The organism is Mycolicibacterium tusciae (assembly GCF_002086795.1).
Classification (GTDB): domain Bacteria; phylum Actinomycetota; class Actinomycetes; order Mycobacteriales; family Mycobacteriaceae; genus Mycobacterium; species Mycobacterium tusciae.
Window position 1 is genome coordinate 1 of record NZ_MVIM01000011.1, and the last position, 18,968, is coordinate 18,968.

Here is an 18,968-nt window from a genome sequence, read left to right on the forward strand (position 1 = left end):
TCGTCATCTGACACTCCTTCTGACATGCCGCCAGTCTTAACCCGACGAACATGACAAGAAGTTTGAGTCAGTGGAGCGATGTAATGTCGAACACATGTTCGAGTCAGAGTTCGCGGGAGTCGACGAGGCCACTGTCGTTGCGGCCATCGCGGACCTGACAAAAGCTGAAGCTGCGACCTCGGCGCGTCGGTTGGCGGCGATCGCTGAACTGAAGCGTCGTCGTGTTGGTGATGAGGATGAGCGGGCGTTGTGGGCGTGTGATGGGTGGGATTGCGCGGCCGCGGAGGTGGCCGCGGCGATGAACGTCAGCAGCCGCAGGGCCTCGGGTCAGATGCGTATGGCTGAGGCGTTGTGTGATCATCTGCCGGCGGTGGCAGCGTTGTTTGGTCGTGGTGAGCTCAGTGCGCGGGTGGTCGCGGCGATCACCTGGCGTACGCAGTTCATCACCGAGGCGCCGGTGTGGGCGCTCATCGATGTCGCGATCGCCGAACGTGCGCGAGGGTGGGGTCCGTTGGCCGAGGACAAGCTGATCGCCGCGGTGGATGCGTTGGTGCTGGAATTCGATGAGGCTGCGGTGATGGTGGCCAAGGCCGCGGCGCGCGCCCGCGATTTTGTGGTGGGGGATCGCGAGGACGAGAACGGGACGACGTCGGTGTGGGGGCGATTGTCGGCTGCTGATGCGGCGGTGTTGAAGAAGAAGATCACCGCGATGGTGGCCACGGTGTGCGAGAACGATCCGCGCACCGCCGGTGAGCGACGCGCGGCGGCGGTGGGGGCGTGGAGCCACGGCAACGATCACCTGCCGTGTGCGTGTGACAGCCCGTCCTGCCCGGCCCGGGCCGCCCAGCCGGCATCCAAGTCCTCGGTGGTCGTGAACGTCTACACCGATCAGGCCACCCTCGACGGCCTGAAGACTCCGGCCCCTGCCACCCCCAAATCCTTTGGCACGGCGATCCTGTCGGGGACGGAGGTGATGCCAACACCGTTGCTGGCCGAGTTGCTCCGTGATGGCGCGAAACTACAACCCTTGTGCACCCCGGCCGAGGAGCCCGAGTCGGGGTATCGGCCGTCGGCGAAGCTCGCCCGCTGGGTGCGGGCGCGAGATTTGACGTGCCGGTTCCCGGGGTGCACCACGGCGGCGGAGTTCTGCGATATCGACCACGTGATCCCTTACCCGTTGGGGGCCACGCATGCATCTAATCTGGTGTGTTTGTGTCGAAAACATCACCTGCTCAAAACATTTTGGACCGGGGATTGGGAGCTGACACTGAGAGCCGATGGTGCCGCGGTGTGGACGTCGCCGACCGGTCGCACGTATACGACTCATCCGGGATCACGGGCGTACTTCCCTGACTGGGACACCACCACCGGGGACCTGCCAGCCCCACCGCAACCCCAGACGTTCAGCACCGACCGGGCCGTGATGATGCCCCAACGCAAACGCACCCGAGCCCAAGACCGCGCCGCGCGCATCAAAGCCGAACGCGAACAAAACAACTCGCCCCCACCGTTCTAGGCAAGCCACGCGCCGATGCGGCGAACAGCCTCCTCGATATCGCTCTCGGGGCCTGCAAAGGACAGCCGCACGAACGATCCGCCCCGCACCGTGTCGAAGTCGACGCCGGGCGCGATCGCGACACCGGTATCCGCCAGCAGCTTCGAGCAGAACGACAGCGAATCGGCCGTCAGGTGCGATACGTCGGCGTACACGTAGAAGGCGCCATCTGTCGGCGCGAGTTTGTCGATGCCGATGCCGCGAAGTCCGTCGAGCAGGAGTGTCCGATTGCTCGCGTAGTGATGCAGCAGCGCGTCTGCCTCGGCGATCGACTCCGGCGTGAACGCCGCCACCGCGGCGACCTGTGCCAGCGTCGGTGGGCAGATGGTGAAATTTCCCGTCAGACAGTCGACGGCCCGCTGCAACTCCTGCGGGACCAGCAGCCAGCCCAGCCGCCAGCCGGTCATGGCGTAGTACTTCGAAAAACTGTTCACCACAACGGCTTGCCGCGACGTGGACCATGCGCAACTCGTCTCGGGCGCACCCTCATAGACCAGCCCGTGGTAGACCTCGTCACTGATCAGCCGCACACCAGTCGACTCGCACCAGGACGCGATCGCCGCCAGTTCCTCTGGCGGAATAATCGTCCCCGTCGGGTTGGCAGGGCTCGCGACGATGACGCCCTGCACCGGTGGATCGAGTTCGGCCAGCATCTGCGTCGTCGGCTGGAACCGCGTCTGCGGTCCGCACGGGATCTCCACGACCTCACACCCCAGGGCCGACAGGATATTGCGGTAACACGGGTAGCCGGGGCTCGCGATCGCCACCCGGTCGCCCACGTCGAAGCATGCGAGGAACGCCAGCAGGAAGCCGCCACTCGAACCGGTGGTCACCACCACGTCTGCCGGCTCGACCGTCAGGCCGCGCCGAGTCTGATACGACGCTGCGATCGCCGCCCGCAGCTCCGGAATACCAAGGGCCACCGTGTAACCAAGCACCGAATGATCCAGCGCTGCCTTCGCCGCTGCGCGCACCGCCGCCGGTGCGCCGGAACTCGGCTGACCCGCCGAGAGATTCACCAGGTCGCCGTGACTGCGCTGACGCTCGGCCGCAGCCAGCCACACGTCCATCACGTAGAACGGCGGGATGCCGGCACGCAACGAGACGTTCATCGGGCCGGGAGTTGATCGAGGTCGTGGAAGAACCCGTGCACGTCGGCGTAATAGAACGGCTTGAGTCCGCCGTACACGCCGCTCCAATCAGGCACCCACGCGACCAGCGCGTCGAGAAGCATTGTGCGGGTGCCGTCGTCCAGTCCCTTGCGCGCGATCACCACCGGTGGCTTGCAGTTGTCGTACTGTCCGATGATCTTCGTGTCCTTGGCGTTCTCTGGCCTTGCTCGCCAGACATCCTCCAGGACCATCGTCGCCCGAACTTGCTTGGAGACAACGGCATCGATCTGGCCTTGCCACGCCGGGACTGCGATTAGATGCAAGAACTCATCCCGATCTTTGCCCTGCCTGGCCAACAGAATCGCCGGTGAGAAGTAGCTCGACGTACAGGCCGTGTTGATGTATCCGTAGTCAGCGCCCTGCAAATCGGCCCACCCCGTCGCGGGGTCGTCGGCCCTGACTACGAGCAGGCTGGTCTGACGAGGATCGCCGGTGAACTTCGAGGTGGCGATTGCCAGTCCTCGGTAGGTGTCGTCGCCACTTCGGACGATCCGGTGAAAGTCGGCTGTCGGCACATACGCGATGTCCGGTTGGTGTCGGGCGAGAGCCTCATCGATGGCGGCGAGATCGGCGGTCTGGCTCGCGACGATGTCGGCCGTGGTGAGAATGCTCTTCCACGGCTCATCGCTGGTCGGCAACCCGAGATTCTGGTCCAGGACGAAGGTCAGCGACGTCACGTGGCCAACGTTAGAGCACTTCGGACTCGAGCCTGCGCAAATGCTCCCTGGGCGGTCCGAGCAGTTGCGCGCTGCCGTGCGCTCGCTTGAAGTACAGCTGAATGTCGTGCTCCCACGTGATGGCGATCCCGCCGTGCATCTGGACCGCCTCGCCGACCACCTTGGAGAACGCTTCGCTCGCCGAGAAACGCGCCAGCGCCGCTGATGTCGGCGACGGTTCGGCTACCGCGTCATTCACCACCGCGCGCGCCGACTGCACCGCGACATACAGGTCGGCCATCCGGTGCTTGAGTGCCTGGAAGCTGCCGATCGGCCTGCCGAACTGAACCCTGTCCTTGGTGTAGGCGACGGTGAGATCGAGACACCGCGCGGCCGCTCCGATCTGCTCGGCGGCCAGCAGGATCGCCGCCGTATCTGCCAGCCCCGGGTCGGCGCCGATCTCGGTATCGCTCTGCGGTTCGATGCGGGCCAGCCGACGCGTCGGATCCATGGTGTCGACGCGGTTCGCGGTGAACTCCGACAGCCGCTTCAGTCGCTCTCCGTCAGCGGTGATCACGATGTCGGCGACGTCGCCGCTGATCACGAAATTCGCATCGAACGCGACGGTGCCGATCTTGGTACCGGCCGCGAGTTCTTCCAGCGCTTCGGCGTCGGGTTGCTCGGCGGTCAGCAGCGCCAGCTCAGCCAGCGTCGTGCCGAGCAGAGGCGTCGGCACCAGGCCCTTGCCGAGCTCTTCGAGGACGACGGCGGCATCGGCGAGCTCACCACCAGCACCGCCGAGCTCCTCGGGTACCACCAGAGCGGCGGCGCCCACCTGCTCGCACAACAACTTCCACAGCGACTCGTCGAAACCTCGCTCGGACTCCATCGCCTGCCGCACGGCCTCGGGCGACGCGTGCTTTTCGACCAGTGCGGCTACCGTGCCCCGCAGCAGTTCCCGTTCTTCGCTCACAATGCCTCCAGAAGCCGTCGCCGGTGCAGCGTGGGATCGCCCCACGCCGAACGCAGTGCCTGCACCCGCAACAGCGACAGCGACATGTCATGCTCTTGCGTGAATCCGATCGCGCCGTGGGTCTGCAACGCAGAGCGGGCGGCCAGCAGCGCGGCGTCCGACGCGGCGACCTTGGCGGCACTGACGTCGCGCGCCGTCTCCGGCGTCTGATCGGCCACCGAAAGCGCCGCCCCGTAGACCAGGGGCCGAGCCAGCTCGAGGGCAATGTGTACGTCGGCGAGTTTGTGTTTGATTGCCTGATACGTACCGATCACCGTGCCGAACTGGCTGCGCTGCTTGGCGTACTCGACCGACATGTCGAGCAGCGCCTGCCCTGCCCCGACCAGCTGCGCGGCAGTCGCCAACACGCCGAACTCGTATGCGCGTGTCACATCGGCGGCCTGGCCGTCACCGGACACGCTGACGTTGAACAACTTTCGGCTCGGGTCGACGGATTCCACCTGCTCGCCCGCGGTGCCGTCGCTGACCTTTCCATCGGCCGCCACCAGAATCAGACCTGCGGTGTCGGCATCCACCGCCCGCGGCACCTGCGGGGGCATCGCCACGGTGGCGATAAGCTCACCGGCCGCCAGCGCTGCACTCCGTTCGGCCCCGTCATCGTGGCTGGCAAGGAGAACCGGTGCCACGGCGATCGATTCGGCGACCGGGCCGGGAACGCACCACCGGCCGAGCCGCTCGGCAGCGACCACCAGGTCGACGGGGTGCGCGTCGATCCCGTCGAACTTCTCGGGCACCATCAGGGCTGTCACACCCAGGTCGGCCAGCTGTGCCCACACCTTGCGGCCAGGCGCGGGGTCGCCCGCGGCCCACGCGCGCACCGCGGCGGGCATGTCGGCCGCACCGAGTGCGGCGTCAATGCTGGCGGCGAAGTCGCGCTGCTGTTCGTCAATCTCAAAGTTCATGTGTCTACTTCCGCGGCAGGCCCAGTAGGCGCTCGGCGATGATGTTGCGCTGAATCTCGTTGGTGCCCGCGTAGATCGGGCCGCCCAGTGCGAAAAGCAGACCTTCGGTCCACGAGTCGACCAGCTCGGCGTCGGCGCCGCGCATGTCCAGCGCGGTTTGATGGATCGCCACGTCGAGGTCCGACCAGAACACCTTGGTCACCGACGATTCGGCGCCCAGTTCACCGCCGCCACTCACTCTGGTCACGGTGCCGAACGTGTGCAGCCGGTAGGCCTGCGCCTTGATCCATGCGTCGGCTACCCGGTCGACGAAGTGCTCAGCGGAATCGGCTTGCAGTGCCTTCCACTGGGACACCAGTCTTTCGGCGGGCGCTATGAAGCGCGCCGGGCTGCGCAGCGACATCCCGCGCTCATTGCTCGACGTACTCATTGCGGCACGCCAGCCCTCGTTCACCTCACCGATCACGTCGTTGTCAGGCACGAACACGTCGTCGAGGAAGATCTCCCCGAAACCGGTGTCGCCGCCCAGCTGGGCAATCGGGCGCACCGTGACCCCGTCGGCCTTCAAATCGAACATGACGTACGTCAGCCCTTTGTGGCGCTGCGCCTCGGGATCCGAGCGGAACAACCCGAACGCACGCTCGCCGAACGGCGCCCGCGAGCTCCAGATCTTCTGGCCGTTGAGCAACCAGCCACCGTCGGTCTTGGTGGCGGTGGACCGCAGCGACGCCAGGTCACTGCCCGACTCGGGTTCCGACCAGGCCTGCGCCCAGATCTCTTCGCCACTGGCCATTTTGGGCAACACTCTGTCGAGCTGATCTTGGGTGCCGTGCGCGAACAGGGTCGGCGCGAGCATCGACGTGCCGTTGGCGCTCGCGCGGCCGGGCGCGCCCGCGCGGAAGTACTCCTCCTCGTAGACCACCCACTGCAGCAGCGATGCGTCGCGGCCGCCGTACTTCTCGGGCCACGTGATCACCGACAAGCCGGCGTCGAAGAGCACCTTGTCCCAGGTCCGGTGTTGTTCGAAGCCCTCGGCGGTGTCGTATGACTTGGTCGGGAACTTGTCCTTGTTCGCCGAGAGGAATTCGCGGACCTCGGACTGGAAGTCCAAGGTCGCGTCGTCGAAATTGAGATCCATCAGTGCTCCTATTTCCGCATCCCGCGGAGAACTGGCTTGACCACTTTGCCGCCCGGATTACGCGGCAGCACTTCGAGGAACTCCACAAAGCGTGGCGCCTTGAAGTTCGCGAGATGCTCACGCGTGTAAGTGATTACCTGTTCTTCGTCTAGTTCCGCGCCTGGCTTGAGTACGAGGAACGCCTTGCCGACCTCGCCCAAGCGATCGTCGGGCACCCCGATGACGGCCGACTCGGCGACGCCGTCGAGGCGCGCCAGCACCTGTTCGATCTCGGCGGGATAGACGTTGAATCCGCCGCAGATGTACATGTCCTTGAGCCGATCGGTGATCGTCAGGTTTCCGCGCTCGTCCAATCGGCCGACGTCACCGGTGTGTAGCCAGCCGTCGGAATCGATGGCGGCGGCGGTGGCTTCGGGATCATCGAGGTATCCGAGCATCACGTTGGGCCCGCGCAGCAGCACCTCACCCGAGCCGTCGTCGGACGGGTCGTCGATGCGCAGTTCGAAGTCGGCGATCGGGCGCCCGCACGTCGTGGCCACGGTGACCGCGTCGTCCTCCGCGCGGCACATCGTGCCGAACCCGCTGGCCTCGGTCAGGCCGTACGCGGTCAGCACGATGTCGATGTCGAGTTCGGTCTGCATGCGTTCGATCAGCACCACGGGGATCGTCGCCGCGCCGGTCACCGCGAATCGCAGCGATGTCAGGTCGTAGTCGCCGCGCTTCGGATGGTCCAGCAGGGTCTGGTAGATCGTCGGCGGACCGGGCAGCACGGTGATGCGGTGTTCGGCCACCGCGGCCATCGCCTTCTCCGGGTCGAACGTCAGCTGCGGGATGAGCGTCGCGCCGGTCTGCAGGCACGCCAGGATGCCGGCCTTGTAGCCGAAGTTGTGGAAGAACGGATTGATGCACAGGTAGCGGTCGGCGCTCGTGAGCTGTCCGCAGGCGGCCCACGCCGCGGGCGCGTCGAGCGACTGGCGATGCGCGCACAGCGCGCCCTTGCTGCGACCGGTGGTGCCGGATGTGAAGAGGATGTCGGAGACGTCGTCGGGGGTCAGCGCGGCGACGCGCGCGTCGACCGCCGCCAGGTTGGTCCCGCGCGCCACGAACTCGTCCCACGTACCGTCGGCCTGCTCGATCGGGACGCGAATCACGTGCCGCAAGTCGGGCAGGGAACCCCGATCGATGGATGCGGCCTTGTCGGCTCCGAGGAACTCGCCCGCCGCGAACAGCACCGGAGCGGCGGTGCGGGCGAGAATGTCGGTGGCCTCGCTCGCGGTGTAGCGGGTGTTCAGCGGCACCACCACAGCGCCGGCATAGTGCGTGGCAAGGCACGCGACCACCCAATGCCAGGTGTTGGGCGACCAGATCGCGACCCGGTCCCCGGCCTGCACGCCCAGGTCGATCATGGCTGCGGCGGCCTGGCGCACCTCGGTGCGCAACTGCGCGTAAGTCAGCTGACGATCTCCGGCTGGATTGCCGGCACCGCCGGCGGTCGTGACCAGCGCGTCGTGGTCCGAGAACTGGTCAGCAATCCGATCCAGGACCTGCGGAATGGTCCTCGAACGGTCCGTCATCGATGCTCCTCTAACAAAGCAAGTGCTTGGTAGGTTAGCCTACAGGGGTGATAGAGGTCCAGGAGTTCAGGGCCGAGGTCCGCGACTGGCTCGCCGAGAATCTCACCGGCGAATTCGCCGCGATCAAAGGCCTCGGAGGCCCGGGTCGCGAGGATGAGGCGTTCGAGGAACGACGCGCATGGAACCAGCATCTCGCGGCCGCCGGCTACACATGTCTCGGCTGGCCGGAGGAGCACGGCGGCCGCGGCCTGACCGTTGCGCACCGCGTCGCGTTCTACGAGGAGTACGCCCTCGCGAACGCGCCCGCGAAGGTGAACCACTTCGGAGAGGAACTGCTCGGGCCGACGGTGATTGCGTTCGGAACCCCAGAGCAGCAGCAGCGCTTCCTGCCCAAGATTCTCGATGTCACCGAGCTGTGGTGTCAGGGCTACTCCGAACCCGGCGCGGGCAGCGATCTGGCGAACGTGTCGACGACCGCCGAGCTCGTCGGCGACGAGTGGGTGATCAACGGGCAGAAGGTGTGGACATCGCTGGCGCACTGGGCGCAGTGGTGCTTCGTCGTCGCCCGCACCGAGAAGGGTTCCAAGCGTCACGCCGGACTGTCCTTCCTTCTGGTGCCGTTGGATCAGCCGGGTGTCGAGGTGCGGCCGATCGTGCAGTTGACCGGGGACTCCGAGTTCAACGAGGTGTTTTTCGACGACGCGCGCACCGAGGCCGATCTGGTGGTCGGGACGCCGGGCGACGGTTGGCGAGTCGCCATGGGACTGTTGACGTTCGAGCGTGGCGTGTCGACGCTTGGCCAGCAGATCGAGTACGCCCGTGAGCTTTCCGGCGTCGCCGAGCTCGCCAAGCGCAACGGCGCAGCCGACGATCCGCTGATCCGCGAGCGGCTCACCCGTTCGTGGGCCGGTCTGCGCACCATGCGGTCCTACGCGCTGGCGACCATGGACCTCGGGCAGCACGGGAGCCGCCCCGGCGGCGACATGGGACCCGGTCAAGACAACGTCTCGAAACTGTTGTGGGCCAACTGGCATCGTGAGCTCGGCGAGATCGCAATGGAGGTGCTGGGCCGCGATGGCCTGACGCTGACCGACGGCGGCTTCGACGAATGGCAGCGGCTGTACCTGTTCTCCAGGGCGGACACGATCTACGGCGGCTCCAACGAGATCCAGCGCAACATCATCGCCGAGCGGGTGCTCGGCCTACCCCGTGAGGTGAAGGGCTGATGACTCTGGCCGACGCGCCGAAAGAGATTGAGGGCCACGGACTTCTGACCGACAAGGTCGTGGTGGTGACCGCTGCCGCAGGCACCGGCATCGGCTCGTCGGTCGCACGACGCGCGCTGGCCGAGGGTGCCGACGTCGTGATCTCCGACCACCACGAGCGGCGCCTCGGTGAAACCCGCGATCAGCTCCTCGAACTCGGCCTCGGTCGTGTCGAGAGCGTGGTGTGCGACGTGACGTCCACCGCGCAGGTCGACGCGCTGATCTCGTCGACGACCGCCCGAATGGGACGGCTCGACGTGCTGGTCAACAACGCCGGTCTGGGCGGCGAGACGCCCGTCGTCGACATGACCGACGAGGAGTGGGACCGCGTCCTGAACGTGACCCTGACGTCGGTCATGCGTGCGACGCGCGCCGCGCTGCGGTATTTCCGCGACGCCGACCACGGCGGTGTGATCGTCAACAACGCCAGCGTCCTCGGCTGGCGTGCGCAACACTCTCAGTCGCACTATGCCGCCGCCAAGGCAGGCGTGATGGCGCTGACACGCTGCAGCGCAATCGAAGCCGTCGAGCACGGCGTTCGGATCAACGCGGTCTCACCGAGCATCGCCCGGCACAAGTTCCTGGAAAAGGTCAGCAGTTCAGAGCTGCTGGACCGACTTTCGGAGGGCGAGGCTTTCGGCCGGGCTGCCGAGCCATGGGAGATCGCCGCCACCATCGCGTTCCTGGCCAGCGACTACTCCAGTTACCTGACTGGAGAAGTGATTTCGGTGTCGAGCCAACGGGCATGAGTGCCGAAAGTCCCGCTGGACAGACACGGCGCGACGAGCTCCTCGAGCTCGCCGCGACGATGTTCGCCGAGCGTGGACTACGGGCGACGACGGTGCGCGACATCGCCGACTCGGCCGGAATCCTGTCCGGCAGTCTCTATCACCACTTCTCGTCGAAGGAGGAGATGGTCGACGAGGTGCTGCGTGGTTTCCTGGACTGGCTGTTCGATCGGTACGAGCAGATCGTCGCAGAAGAACCCAATCCGCTGGAGCGGCTCAAAGGCCTGTTCATGGCGTCGTTCGAGGCGATCGAGCACCGGCACGCGCAGGTCGTCATCTACCAGGACGAGGCCAAGCGGCTCGCGGGCCAGGAGCGGTTCTCCTATGTCGAGAAACGCAATCAAGAGCAGCGCAAGATGTGGCTGGACCTGCTCGACCAGGGCGTCCAAGACGGGTACTTCCGGCCCGACATCGACGTCGACCTGGTCTACCGGTTCATCCGCGACACCACCTGGGTTTCGGTCCGCTGGTATCAGCCGGGCGGACCGCTCACGGCCGAAGAGGTCGGCCGACAGTACCTATCCATAGTTCTCGGTGGGATCACCAAAGAAGGAGTCGAGTAATGCCTGAGGCATATGTCATCGAAGCTGTCCGCACCGCTGTGGGCAAGCGCAACGGCGGTCTGTCGGGCGTGCATCCCGTCGATCTGGGCGCCGCCGGGTGGCGCGGACTGTTCGACCGCGTCGACGTCGACCCCGGCGCCGTCGATGACGTCATCGCCGGTTGCGTTGACGCCATCGGACCCCAGGCAGGCAACATCGCCAGGCTGTCATGGCTGGCCGCCGGATACCCCGAAGAGGTGCCGGGCGTCACCGTCGACCGCCAGTGCGGGTCGAGCCAGCAGGCCATTTCCTTTGGCGCGCAGGCGATCATGTCCGGTACCGCCGACCTGATCGTGGCGGGCGGAATGCAGAACATGAGCCAGATCCCGATCTCGTCGGCCATGACCGTCGCCGAGCAGTTCGGGTTCACCTCGCCGACCAACGAATCCAAGAGCTGGCTGCACCGTTACGGCGACCAGGAAATCTCGCAGTTCCGTGGTTCGGAGCTGATCGCCGAGAAGTGGAACCTCTCGCGTGAGGAGATGGAGGAGTTCTCACTGATCAGCCATCAGCGCGCTCAGGAGGCGATCCGGGCCGGGCACTTCGAGAACGAGATCATCGGCGTCGACGGTTTCGCCATCGACGAAGGTCCACGCGACACGTCATTGGAGAAGATGGCCGGCCTCAAGACCCTTGTCGAGGGCGGTCGGCTGACCGCCGCGATGGCCAGCCAGATCTCGGACGGCGCCAGCGCGGTGCTGCTCGCATCGGAGAACGCAGTGCAGGCTCATAATCTGAAGCCGCGCGCCCGCATCCACCACATCAGCGCCCGCGGTGCCGACCCGGTGTTCATGCTGACCGGGCCGATCCCCGCCACCCAGTACGCGCTGAAGAAGACCGGCCTGACGATGGATGACATCGACACCGTCGAGATCAACGAGGCGTTCGCACCCGTCGTGATGGCGTGGATGAAAGAGCTCGACGTCGACCACGCGAAGGTCAACCCCAACGGTGGCGCGATCGCGCTCGGTCACCCGCTCGGTGCGACGGGCGCCAAGCTGTTCACGACGATGCTGAACACGTTGGAGCGCACCGGCGGTCGCTACGGTCTGCAGACGATGTGCGAGGGCGGCGGCACCGCCAACGTCACGATCATCGAGCGCCTCTGACCGTCAGTGGTTGTGGACGATCACCCCGCGGATGTTGCGGCCGGCGAGCATGTCGTCGTAGGCCTCGTTGATGTCAGCCAGCTTGTACTCCGCGGTGACCGTCTCGTCGAGCAGAAGCTTGCCGTCGCGGTAGAGGTTGAGTAGCCGCGGAATGTCCGCGCGCGGATTCGCCTCGCCGTAAAGGCTGCCCAGCAGCCGCTTCTGGTACAGCGTCACCATCGCCATCGGCAGGGTCGGCGTCACGTCGGCCATCGACGCGATGGCGGTCATCACCACCGCGCCGCCCTTGCGGATGATGTCCATCGCCTCGTTGATCATCGGGCCCTTGAGCAGGCCGACCGTCAGCAGCGCGGAATCGGCCATCACGCCGCGGGTCAGATCGGCGACCAACTCCATGGCTTCCGGCATCGACGTCACGAAATGGGTGGCGCCGAACTCGAACGCCTTGTCCCGCTTGGATTCCACGATGTCAACGACGACGATGTGCTCGGCGCCCGCCAGCCTGGCACCCTGAATCGCACCGCTGCCGATACCCCCGCATCCGATGACCACGACGGTGTCACCGGGAGTCACGTCGGCGGTGTTGACGGCTGACCCCCAGCCCGTCATCACCCCGCAGCCCAGCAGGCACGCGCGCGACAGCGGCAGGTCGTCGTCGACCTTGACCAACGAGGTCTCCGACACCGTGCTCAGTTCGGAGAAACTTCCGACGCCGACCATCACACCGACGTCCTTGCCCTTTGCCCGGCGCCGGTACGTGCCGTCCGCCTGCAGGCCCAACAGGATGATTGCGCCCATATCGCACAGGTTCTGGTGTCCGCTGGCACACCAGCGGCAGCGGCCACACGCGGGCAGGAAGGACGCCACCACGTGGTCGCCCGGCTTGAGGTCCTTCACGCCGGGGCCGACCTCCTGCACGACGCCGGCACCCTCGTGCCCGCCGATCATCGGAAGTGTCACGCCAGCCAGATCACCGGTCTGGACATGGTGGTCGGAATGGCACAACCCGGTGGCCTCGAACGCGACGAGAACCTCGCCTTCCTGCGGACCATCGAGATCGATCTCCTCGACGCTCCACGGTTCGTTGAGTCCCCACAGCATGGCGGCGTTCGTCTTCATGGGCCGAGTTTAGGAAACTGGGACGCGGATTGGGCTGGATCGAAAGGCTCACTGTTTACTGCGCGAGAACCAGCCCGCCCAGTGCCACGATCCAGCTGGCGAAGCTGCCGACCAAGAAGTACTCCGTGACGTCATCGATCCCGATGTGCCCGTTCTCACGGGTCTTCTGCGCATTGATTTCCGGGAACCGGATGATGCTCTTGGCCGCGACCACCGCGGTGGCGGCCGCGAGCTGACCGGCCAGCCCGAGCCCGAGGATCAGCAGCCGTTCCATCGGGCCAAGCAGACGACCGCCCTTGAGTCGATCCGATGCCTGCGGTTGGCCGGCGGGCTTCACCGCACCGACCGAGGCGAGGACGAGCCGCACCAACTGGTTACCGGTCACGATTTGCAGGAGCACCACCGCGACGACCATGAGTATCCGGTCGGTTTCCAGGTCTGCGATTCCTGGCAGGTCGACCCACGTCGACCATCGCCGCACCAGGCCCCCTGCTTCAGACCCCAAGCCCGACAACAGAATCAGCAGACCGACCGCCGCGGCGAACACGACCAGCGGAGCCAGCTGGCTGTCGCCGGTTCGCTCGGAGCGCGCACACAGCACGACCCACGTGACGCTCGCCGCGATGGCGATCTCCAGCAGCACGATGTCGCGGGGGTGCCACAGCCCGGCAAGCGCCGCAGACCCGATGACCACAGCCACCGCGACGACGGGCGGCACCCAGGACCGGTCGGTCAACCGCCGCGTCAGATCGGCGATGCCCATCGCGATCAGCATCACCGCCAGTGCGCTCACGGGACACCACGCAGGTATTGCGATGCGACGACGATCAAGTCAAGGCCGTCACGCCCGGCGCGTTGGGACACCGCCGATGCGCTGATGCCCTCGGCGGCGGCGATGTCCTTCTTCGTCTGGTTGGTCAACAGGCCCTTCACTATCCGTATCGATCGGTCGTCCAGCGATCCAAGCAGATGGTCCCGACACAGCAGGGCGGCGTTGATGGCGTCGGCGTCGGTGCGGTCAACGCCGTTGACCCGGAACGACGTGCGAACCATGGCCAGGCCGGGCTGCCGTTGCGCGGCGGCCGTCCACTCGATCGCCTCACGCGCGGCCCACCAACCCGGACCATCCTGGATACCGCGCTCGGGATCGAGCACCGACACCGCGCCCCAGCCGATGCCGAATCGGACATCGATGTGGGTCGCGACGGCAAGCCTGATGGACAGTGCGGCGTCGATCGCCGCACCGACGCTGCGGTAACTACCCTGGAATTCGTCGCCGACTGTGAATGCCGGCGGATCGATCGCGCCCGCACCGATGTCGCGCAACGCCTGATTCAGAGCACGATGCTGGGCTGTGCGGTCGCTGACTCGCCGGGATCCGACGACGTCGCCGATGATCGTCGCTCGCACATCTGATGAAGCTGATACCTCCATCATGGCCATATGAACAGTATAGCTTCACTAGGGCAAAATTAAGCAATATTCTTCATCGGGCGCGGATCGTCGGCAGGTTTGCGGGCTGGCCACCTCGCCAGCGCAGCACGTCGAGCGCAACGGCGACATCGACGCTGGACTCGGCCAGTGGGCGGGGCAGCAGTTCGTCGGCGCGGGACAGCTTACGGAGCAGAGTGTTGCGGTGCGTGTAGAGCCGGGTCGCGGTGCGCGAGGCATTGCACTGCTCGACGACGTAAGTCCTTACCGTGTCGTGCATTTCGGTGCTCGCGGACTCGAAGGCGCCGAGGACGTGATTGACGAAAGCGGCGGCGCGGTCGGCATCGGCGGTGATCAACGCGACCAGTTCGATGTCGGCGAACATCGCCATCTGTTGTGGTGAGTGCAGGCGCGCCATCATCTGCTGAGTGCTGAGGGCGTCGAAGTGGCTGCGCCGGAAGCCATCCATCCCGTCAGCTGTCGGTCCGATTGCAATCCGGACGTCGGGCATGGTCGATATCGACCGGAGCAGCGTGTCGGTGTCGACAGTGCCGCCGCCGTGCGCCCACACCCATCGGGTGGCCGTGCTGGCCAGCACGCTCAGCGGGCGCGCCCCGCCGGCCGCAAGTCCGAAAGCCTCAGCCGTCCGGTCCAGCCGTGCCAGGTCGCGGTCCGGGTTGACGCTCCAGATGACCGCGGCGGTGTGGCTACCGGTCAGTGCGTAGCCGAGCCGGTCTTCGGCGCGTCGGCGGGGAATCGGTGCGCCCTCGAGGATCAGCGCGATGGTTTCGCGGCGCTCGGCGTGGGTGCCGCGGGTGAGTTCGTCGCGCTCTAATTCCATCTGCGCGGCGAGGAACGCCAGGGTGGCGTCGATGAACGCGCTGATCGACTGTGAGCACACATCGAGTAGTTCGTGAAGCTCGGCCGGGTCCGAGGTCAATTCGAACGCGATTTCCATGAGGCGTCGCCAGGCCACCCCCTCACCCACTCGGTAGGCGTCCAAGACGTACGCGTTGAGACCCCTGCGAACCAGCTCCCGAGCGATGTTCATCGGTTCGGGTCCGGTGTTCGGGGGTACAGGCGCGCCCGGGTCGCGCACGTTGGCCGTGCCCCAGAAATACATGTTGGCCCGGTTGCTGACGCTGACCGCCGCCGCGAGCTCGGGGTCCGAGGCGATCGTCGGGTTGGCTCCGAGGACGCCCGCGTCGAGTTCGGCGAGCCATTCCGGTTGGGCATTGACAACGACCTGCGCGCACCGCCGGATCAGGTCCCTGACGTGCGCTGAGGGTTCTTTCCATGCCATTTGGCCACTGTAGGGCCGCGGTGCAGACTGCACCAAGAGCTAGCCGATATTGGGTCATTTTGACGTTGGTTGGAGCTGTCGGCAAGGCGACGATTGTCACATCGCATCAACGCACCGACAGGAGTCACAGTCATGGTCCACACCGAACACGTCGACGTACTGATCGTCGGAGCCGGCATCTCCGGCATCGGCGCCGCCTACTACCTGCAGAAGGATCATCCGGACCGCAGCTACGCGATCCTGGAGGCGCGCGGCGCCTCCGGCGGCACCTGGGACCTGTTCCGCTACCCGGGGATCCGCTCGGACTCCGACCTGCACACCTTCGGCTACGAGTTCAAGCCCTGGCGCGACGACGACGCCATCGCCAGCGCCGACAAGATCCTGGCCTACCTGCGCGAGACCGCCTCTGAGAACCGCATCGACAAGCAAATTCGCTACCACCACAAGGTGTTGGCCGCGGCCTGGTCGAGCGCCGAGGCCCGCTGGACGGTCGACGTCGAGCACGCCCAGACCGCAGAGCTGCTGCAATTCAGCGCGAACTGGATCTTCATGGCCGGCGGTTACTACCGCTACGACGAGGGATTCACCCCGGAGTTCGAAGGTCGTGACCGCTTCAACGGTCAGATTGTGCACCCGCAGCATTGGCCGGAGGCGTTCGACTACACCGACAAGAAGGTGGTCATCATCGGCAGCGGCGCGACCGCGGTCACGCTGGTGCCTGCGATGGCCGACAAGGCCGCGCACGTGACGATGCTGCAGCGCTCGCCGAGCTACATCATGCCGACCCCGACGAAGGACGTGTTCGCCAACACCGCTAAGAAGATGCTCGGTGACAAGCGCGGGTACGCGCTCACACGCCGCAAGAACATCGTCAAACAACGTGCGGTGTACCAGTTCTGCCAGACCTTCCCTGCGCCGGCCCGCAAGCTCATCCGTCACCTGAACGCCAAGCGGCTGCCCGAAGGCTATCCGGTCGACACACATTTCAACCCGTCCTACAACCCGTGGGATCAGCGCCTGTGCGCGGTGCCCGATGGCGACCTGTTCAAAGCGATCACCGACGGCAACGCATCCGTTGTGACCGACCGCATCGTGACCTTCACCGAGAACGGGATCCAGCTGGAGTCCGGTGAGCATCTCGATGCCGACATCATCGTCACCGCAACAGGTTTGAACCTGCAGATGTTCGGTGGGGTGAGCCTGAGTGTGGATGGTGAGCAGGTCGACTTCGCCAAGACGTTCGCCTACAAGGGCATGATGCTCTCGGGCGTGCCGAACTTCGCGTTCGCCGTGGGTTACACCAACTCGTCGTGGACGCTCAAGGTCGGACTGCTGTGCGAGCACTTCTGCCGGCTGCTGACCCATATGGACGACAACGGATTCGACACCGCACGTCCCGAGATCGGCGACCCGGAGATGGAGGGTCGGCCGCTGTTGGACTTCTCCGCCGGTTATGTCAAGCGAGCGCTGGATCTCATGCCCAGGCAGGGTGACGGTGCCCCGTGGATGATGTCGTCGAGCTACACCGCGGACGTCAGACTCCTGCGCAGCGATTCGGTGCTGGACCCCAACCTGCAGTTCGACACCAACGACCCGGTTGCGGCCGCGCACGCGATGGCGGTGACCGCATGAACGACCAATTCTGCCGGGCCGGTGTCGATCGGAAGGTGTGCTATCGCACCGACGGTGACCCGTCTGCCGCATCGCTGCTGCTGATCGCCGGGCTCACGCTGGACCTGACCTCGTGGCCGCAGGACATGATCGATAGCCTTGTCGCACAGGGCTTCTACGTGATCCGGTTCGACAACCGCGACGTCGGCAGGACCAGTCCGGCCACAACACCGCCGCCGGGGCTGCTGCGCCGGGCGCTGCGCCGCCACCGCCGGGACGGGTACGACCTGGCGGATATGGCGGGTGACGCGATCGCGGTGCTCGATCATCTCGGCGTCGACCGCGCACACGTGGTGGGAATGTCGATGGGCGGCATGATCGCGCAGACGATCGCCGCCCGCCATCCCGCCCGGACGGCGTCGTTGACGACGATCTTCTCCACGACCGGGGCCAAGCGGGTCGGCCAGACCGCCGTCTCGACGCAGTTGCGCATGGTCAACCCCGGAGCACGCAACCGCGCCGAGTTCATCGGCAAGCACGTCAAGTTGATGGGCCACCTGGCGGGCACCGGTTACCCAATCGACAAGGCCGGCGCGGCCGAGTACGCGGCCCGGGCCTGGGATCGTGGGCTTCGGGAGGCGGCCGGCGAGGGTGTCGCGCGCCAGGTGAACGCGATACTCAAATCCGGTGACCGCACCGCCGAACTGCGTAACGTCACCGCCCCGACGATGGTGATCCACGGCGACCGCGACCTGATCGTGGCGCCCAGCGGCGGGGCGGCGACCGCCGCGGCGATCCACGGCGCCCGCCACGTCACCATCGCCGGCATGGGCCACGACGTCGCGCCTGGGGTTATCGGCCGGATCGTCGACCTGATCGTCCGGAACGCCGCCGAGTCGGCGGCTGGTGTGACCCAATGACCACGGTTGCCGCCGGCCGGGCGCTATCGGACCGGTTCCGGCTCGACGACAAGGTCGTCGTCGTCACCGGGGCCTCCTCGGGCCTCGGGGTCGCCTTCGCCCATGCGTGCGCCGAAGCGGGCGCAGACATCGTCGCCGTCGGACGTCGTCGGGACCGACTGGAACAGACCGTCGAACTCGTCGGCGCCGCGGGCCGTGAGGGCCTCGCCGTGGCTGTCGACGTGGCCGCGGCCGACGGCTGCCGCTCTGTCGTCGACGCCGCAGTAGGCCGATTCGGCCGCATCGACGTGTTGGTGAACAACGCCGGCGTCGAGGACCACGCCCCCGCGTCACGGCTGGCAGTCGAGGACTTCCGCCGGGTGCTCGACGTCAACGTCACCGCCTGTTTCGAACTCGCGCAGGGGGCGGCGGCGGTGATGCCGCGCGGATCGTCGATCGTCAACGTGGGCAGCATCATGGCCTACACCACGCTCGACATCCCGACCACGGCGTACTGCACCTCCAAGGCCGCGGTCCTGGGCCTGACCCGTTCGCTGGCTCGACAGTGGAGCGGGCGCAGGGGAATTCGCGTCAATGCGCTACTTCCCGGGTTCTTCCCGACCGACATGGTCGCCGCGTTGCCGCAAGGGCTTCTCGACGACCGGCTGCCGATGGGGCGGATGGGTGATCCGGACGAACTGGCCGCCGCGCTGGTCTTCCTCGCCTCGGACGCGAGCAGTTACATGACCGGCAGCGAGTTGACCGTCGACGGCGGCATGCGCCTCACCTGAGTACTTCATCAAAGACAAAC

At 66.2% G+C, this 18,968-nt stretch carries 18 protein-coding genes; 8 read left to right on the forward strand and 10 right to left on the reverse strand.

Features of this window, described 5'->3' with window-relative positions:
* Positions 1–94 precede the first annotated feature (94 nt).
* Entirely contained in the window at positions 95–1,516 is a 1,422-nt protein-coding gene (locus BST47_RS19470) for an HNH endonuclease signature motif containing protein (protein ID WP_083127292.1), read from the forward strand.
* Here BST47_RS19470 and BST47_RS19475 read toward each other — a convergent pair.
* From BST47_RS19475 to fadD3, 6 genes are read right to left on the reverse strand one after another with little or no spacing between them, the layout of a single operon-like run.
* A complete protein-coding gene (locus tag BST47_RS19475) occupies positions 1,513–2,667 on the reverse strand; it encodes a pyridoxal phosphate-dependent aminotransferase (protein WP_083127293.1) in 1,155 nt (384 codons plus the stop codon). The two genes, BST47_RS19470 and BST47_RS19475, sit on opposite strands and share 4 nt — an antisense overlap.
* Positions 2,664–3,404 carry a phosphate/phosphite/phosphonate ABC transporter substrate-binding protein gene (locus BST47_RS19480; protein WP_234809783.1) on the reverse strand — a complete coding sequence of 247 codons (741 nt, stop codon included), beginning with the start codon at positions 3,402–3,404 and terminating at the stop codon, positions 2,664–2,666. Before BST47_RS19480 ends, BST47_RS19475 begins: the two co-directional genes overlap by 4 nt.
* A 10-nt stretch (positions 3,405–3,414) precedes the next feature.
* The gene (ipdE2, locus tag BST47_RS19485) at positions 3,415–4,356 is read right to left on the reverse strand and encodes an acyl-CoA dehydrogenase IpdE2 (RefSeq protein ID WP_083127294.1); all 942 of its coding nucleotides are present in this window, start codon (positions 4,354–4,356) and stop codon (positions 3,415–3,417) included.
* Complete coding sequence (locus BST47_RS19490) at positions 4,353–5,318, reverse strand: acyl-CoA dehydrogenase family protein (RefSeq protein ID WP_083127295.1); 966 nt, start codon at positions 5,316–5,318, stop codon at positions 4,353–4,355. The genes ipdE2 and BST47_RS19490 overlap by 4 nt, the downstream gene beginning before the upstream one ends.
* Before the next feature lie 4 nt (positions 5,319–5,322).
* Positions 5,323–6,456, reverse strand: a complete 1,134-nt coding sequence (locus BST47_RS19495; RefSeq protein ID WP_083127296.1) for an acyl-CoA dehydrogenase family protein — start codon at positions 6,454–6,456, stop codon at positions 5,323–5,325.
* 8 nt (positions 6,457–6,464) lie between these two features.
* Positions 6,465–8,030 carry a 3-((3aS,4S,7aS)-7a-methyl-1,5-dioxo-octahydro-1H-inden-4-yl)propanoate--CoA ligase FadD3 gene (gene fadD3 / locus BST47_RS19500; protein ID WP_083127297.1) on the reverse strand — a complete coding sequence of 522 codons (1,566 nt, stop codon included), beginning with the start codon at positions 8,028–8,030 and terminating at the stop codon, positions 6,465–6,467.
* Between the two features lie 47 nt (positions 8,031–8,077).
* On the opposite strand from fadD3, the gene ipdE1 reads away from it, so the two are divergent.
* The 4 genes from ipdE1 to fadA6 are packed head-to-tail and all read left to right on the forward strand — an operon-like array spanning position 8,078 to position 11,794.
* Positions 8,078–9,256 carry an acyl-CoA dehydrogenase IpdE1 gene (gene ipdE1, locus BST47_RS19505; RefSeq protein ID WP_083127298.1) on the forward strand — a complete coding sequence of 393 codons (1,179 nt, stop codon included), beginning with the start codon at positions 8,078–8,080 and terminating at the stop codon, positions 9,254–9,256.
* Positions 9,256–10,044, forward strand: coding sequence for a (5R,7aS)-5-hydroxy-7a-methyl-1-oxo-2,3,5,6,7,7a-hexahydro-1H-indene-carboxyl-CoA reductase (gene ipdF, locus BST47_RS19510; protein WP_083127299.1), 789 nt, complete (start codon positions 9,256–9,258; stop codon positions 10,042–10,044). The genes ipdE1 and ipdF overlap by 1 nt, the downstream gene beginning before the upstream one ends.
* Positions 10,041–10,646: a TetR family transcriptional regulator KstR2 gene (kstR2, locus tag BST47_RS19515; protein WP_083127300.1), complete on the forward strand. Its 606-nt coding sequence runs from the start codon at positions 10,041–10,043 to the stop codon at positions 10,644–10,646. Before ipdF ends, kstR2 begins: the two co-directional genes overlap by 4 nt.
* Positions 10,646–11,794: a steroid 3-ketoacyl-CoA thiolase FadA6 gene (gene fadA6, locus BST47_RS19520; protein ID WP_083127301.1), complete on the forward strand. Its 1,149-nt coding sequence runs from the start codon at positions 10,646–10,648 to the stop codon at positions 11,792–11,794. The genes kstR2 and fadA6 overlap by 1 nt, the downstream gene beginning before the upstream one ends.
* A gap of 3 nt (positions 11,795–11,797) precedes the next feature.
* Here the strand turns inward: fadA6 and BST47_RS19525 are convergent, their stop codons facing one another.
* The 4 genes from BST47_RS19525 to BST47_RS19540 are packed head-to-tail and all read right to left on the reverse strand — an operon-like array spanning position 11,798 to position 15,647.
* On the reverse strand, positions 11,798–12,913 hold the full coding sequence (locus tag BST47_RS19525) for an NDMA-dependent alcohol dehydrogenase (RefSeq protein WP_083127302.1): 1,116 nt from the start codon (positions 12,911–12,913) through the stop codon (positions 11,798–11,800).
* A 55-nt stretch (positions 12,914–12,968) separates the two neighbouring features.
* A complete protein-coding gene (locus BST47_RS19530) occupies positions 12,969–13,706 on the reverse strand; it encodes a hypothetical protein (protein ID WP_083127303.1) in 738 nt (245 codons plus the stop codon).
* Positions 13,703–14,350, reverse strand: a complete 648-nt coding sequence (locus BST47_RS19535) for a SatD family protein (protein WP_420094048.1) — start codon at positions 14,348–14,350, stop codon at positions 13,703–13,705. The genes BST47_RS19530 and BST47_RS19535 overlap by 4 nt, the downstream gene beginning before the upstream one ends.
* Before the next feature lie 49 nt (positions 14,351–14,399).
* Entirely contained in the window at positions 14,400–15,647 is a 1,248-nt protein-coding gene (locus BST47_RS19540) for an Rv1453 family transcriptional regulator (protein WP_083127305.1), read from the reverse strand.
* 132 nt (positions 15,648–15,779) lie between these two features.
* Here BST47_RS19540 and BST47_RS19545 point away from each other — a divergent pair, with 132 nt between their 5' ends.
* From BST47_RS19545 to BST47_RS19555, 3 genes are read left to right on the forward strand one after another with little or no spacing between them, the layout of a single operon-like run.
* The gene (locus BST47_RS19545; RefSeq protein WP_083127306.1) at positions 15,780–17,279 is read left to right on the forward strand and encodes a flavin-containing monooxygenase; all 1,500 of its coding nucleotides are present in this window, start codon (positions 15,780–15,782) and stop codon (positions 17,277–17,279) included.
* Entirely contained in the window at positions 17,276–18,178 is a 903-nt protein-coding gene (locus BST47_RS19550; RefSeq protein ID WP_083127307.1) for an alpha/beta fold hydrolase, read from the forward strand. Before BST47_RS19545 ends, BST47_RS19550 begins: the two co-directional genes overlap by 4 nt.
* The gene (locus BST47_RS19555; protein ID WP_083127308.1) at positions 18,175–18,948 is read left to right on the forward strand and encodes an SDR family NAD(P)-dependent oxidoreductase; all 774 of its coding nucleotides are present in this window, start codon (positions 18,175–18,177) and stop codon (positions 18,946–18,948) included. Before BST47_RS19550 ends, BST47_RS19555 begins: the two co-directional genes overlap by 4 nt.
* The last annotated feature ends 20 nt before the right edge of the window (positions 18,949–18,968 follow it).

Excerpts from the sequence above, each read along its gene's own strand:
- BST47_RS19470 (WP_083127292.1), top strand. The coding sequence starts at position 95 with ATGTTCGAGTCAGAGTTCGCGGGAGTCGACGAGGCCACTGTCGTTGCG.
- BST47_RS19475 (WP_083127293.1), bottom strand. The coding sequence starts at position 2,667 with ATGAACGTCTCGTTGCGTGCCGGCATCCCGCCGTTCTACGTGATGGAC.
- BST47_RS19490 (WP_083127295.1), bottom strand. The coding sequence starts at position 5,318 with ATGAACTTTGAGATTGACGAACAGCAGCGCGACTTCGCCGCCAGCATT.
- BST47_RS19495 (WP_083127296.1), bottom strand. The coding sequence starts at position 6,456 with ATGGATCTCAATTTCGACGACGCGACCTTGGACTTCCAGTCCGAGGTC.
- fadD3 (WP_083127297.1), bottom strand. The coding sequence starts at position 8,030 with ATGACGGACCGTTCGAGGACCATTCCGCAGGTCCTGGATCGGATTGCT.
- ipdF (WP_083127299.1), top strand. The coding sequence starts at position 9,256 with ATGACTCTGGCCGACGCGCCGAAAGAGATTGAGGGCCACGGACTTCTG.
- kstR2 (WP_083127300.1), top strand. The coding sequence starts at position 10,041 with ATGAGTGCCGAAAGTCCCGCTGGACAGACACGGCGCGACGAGCTCCTC.
- fadA6 (WP_083127301.1), top strand. The coding sequence starts at position 10,646 with ATGCCTGAGGCATATGTCATCGAAGCTGTCCGCACCGCTGTGGGCAAG.
- BST47_RS19525 (WP_083127302.1), bottom strand. The coding sequence starts at position 12,913 with ATGAAGACGAACGCCGCCATGCTGTGGGGACTCAACGAACCGTGGAGC.
- BST47_RS19535 (WP_420094048.1), bottom strand. The coding sequence starts at position 14,350 with ATGATGGAGGTATCAGCTTCATCAGATGTGCGAGCGACGATCATCGGC.
- BST47_RS19540 (WP_083127305.1), bottom strand. The coding sequence starts at position 15,647 with ATGGCATGGAAAGAACCCTCAGCGCACGTCAGGGACCTGATCCGGCGG.
- BST47_RS19545 (WP_083127306.1), top strand. The coding sequence starts at position 15,780 with ATGGTCCACACCGAACACGTCGACGTACTGATCGTCGGAGCCGGCATC.
- BST47_RS19550 (WP_083127307.1), top strand. The coding sequence starts at position 17,276 with ATGAACGACCAATTCTGCCGGGCCGGTGTCGATCGGAAGGTGTGCTAT.
- BST47_RS19555 (WP_083127308.1), top strand. The coding sequence starts at position 18,175 with ATGACCACGGTTGCCGCCGGCCGGGCGCTATCGGACCGGTTCCGGCTC.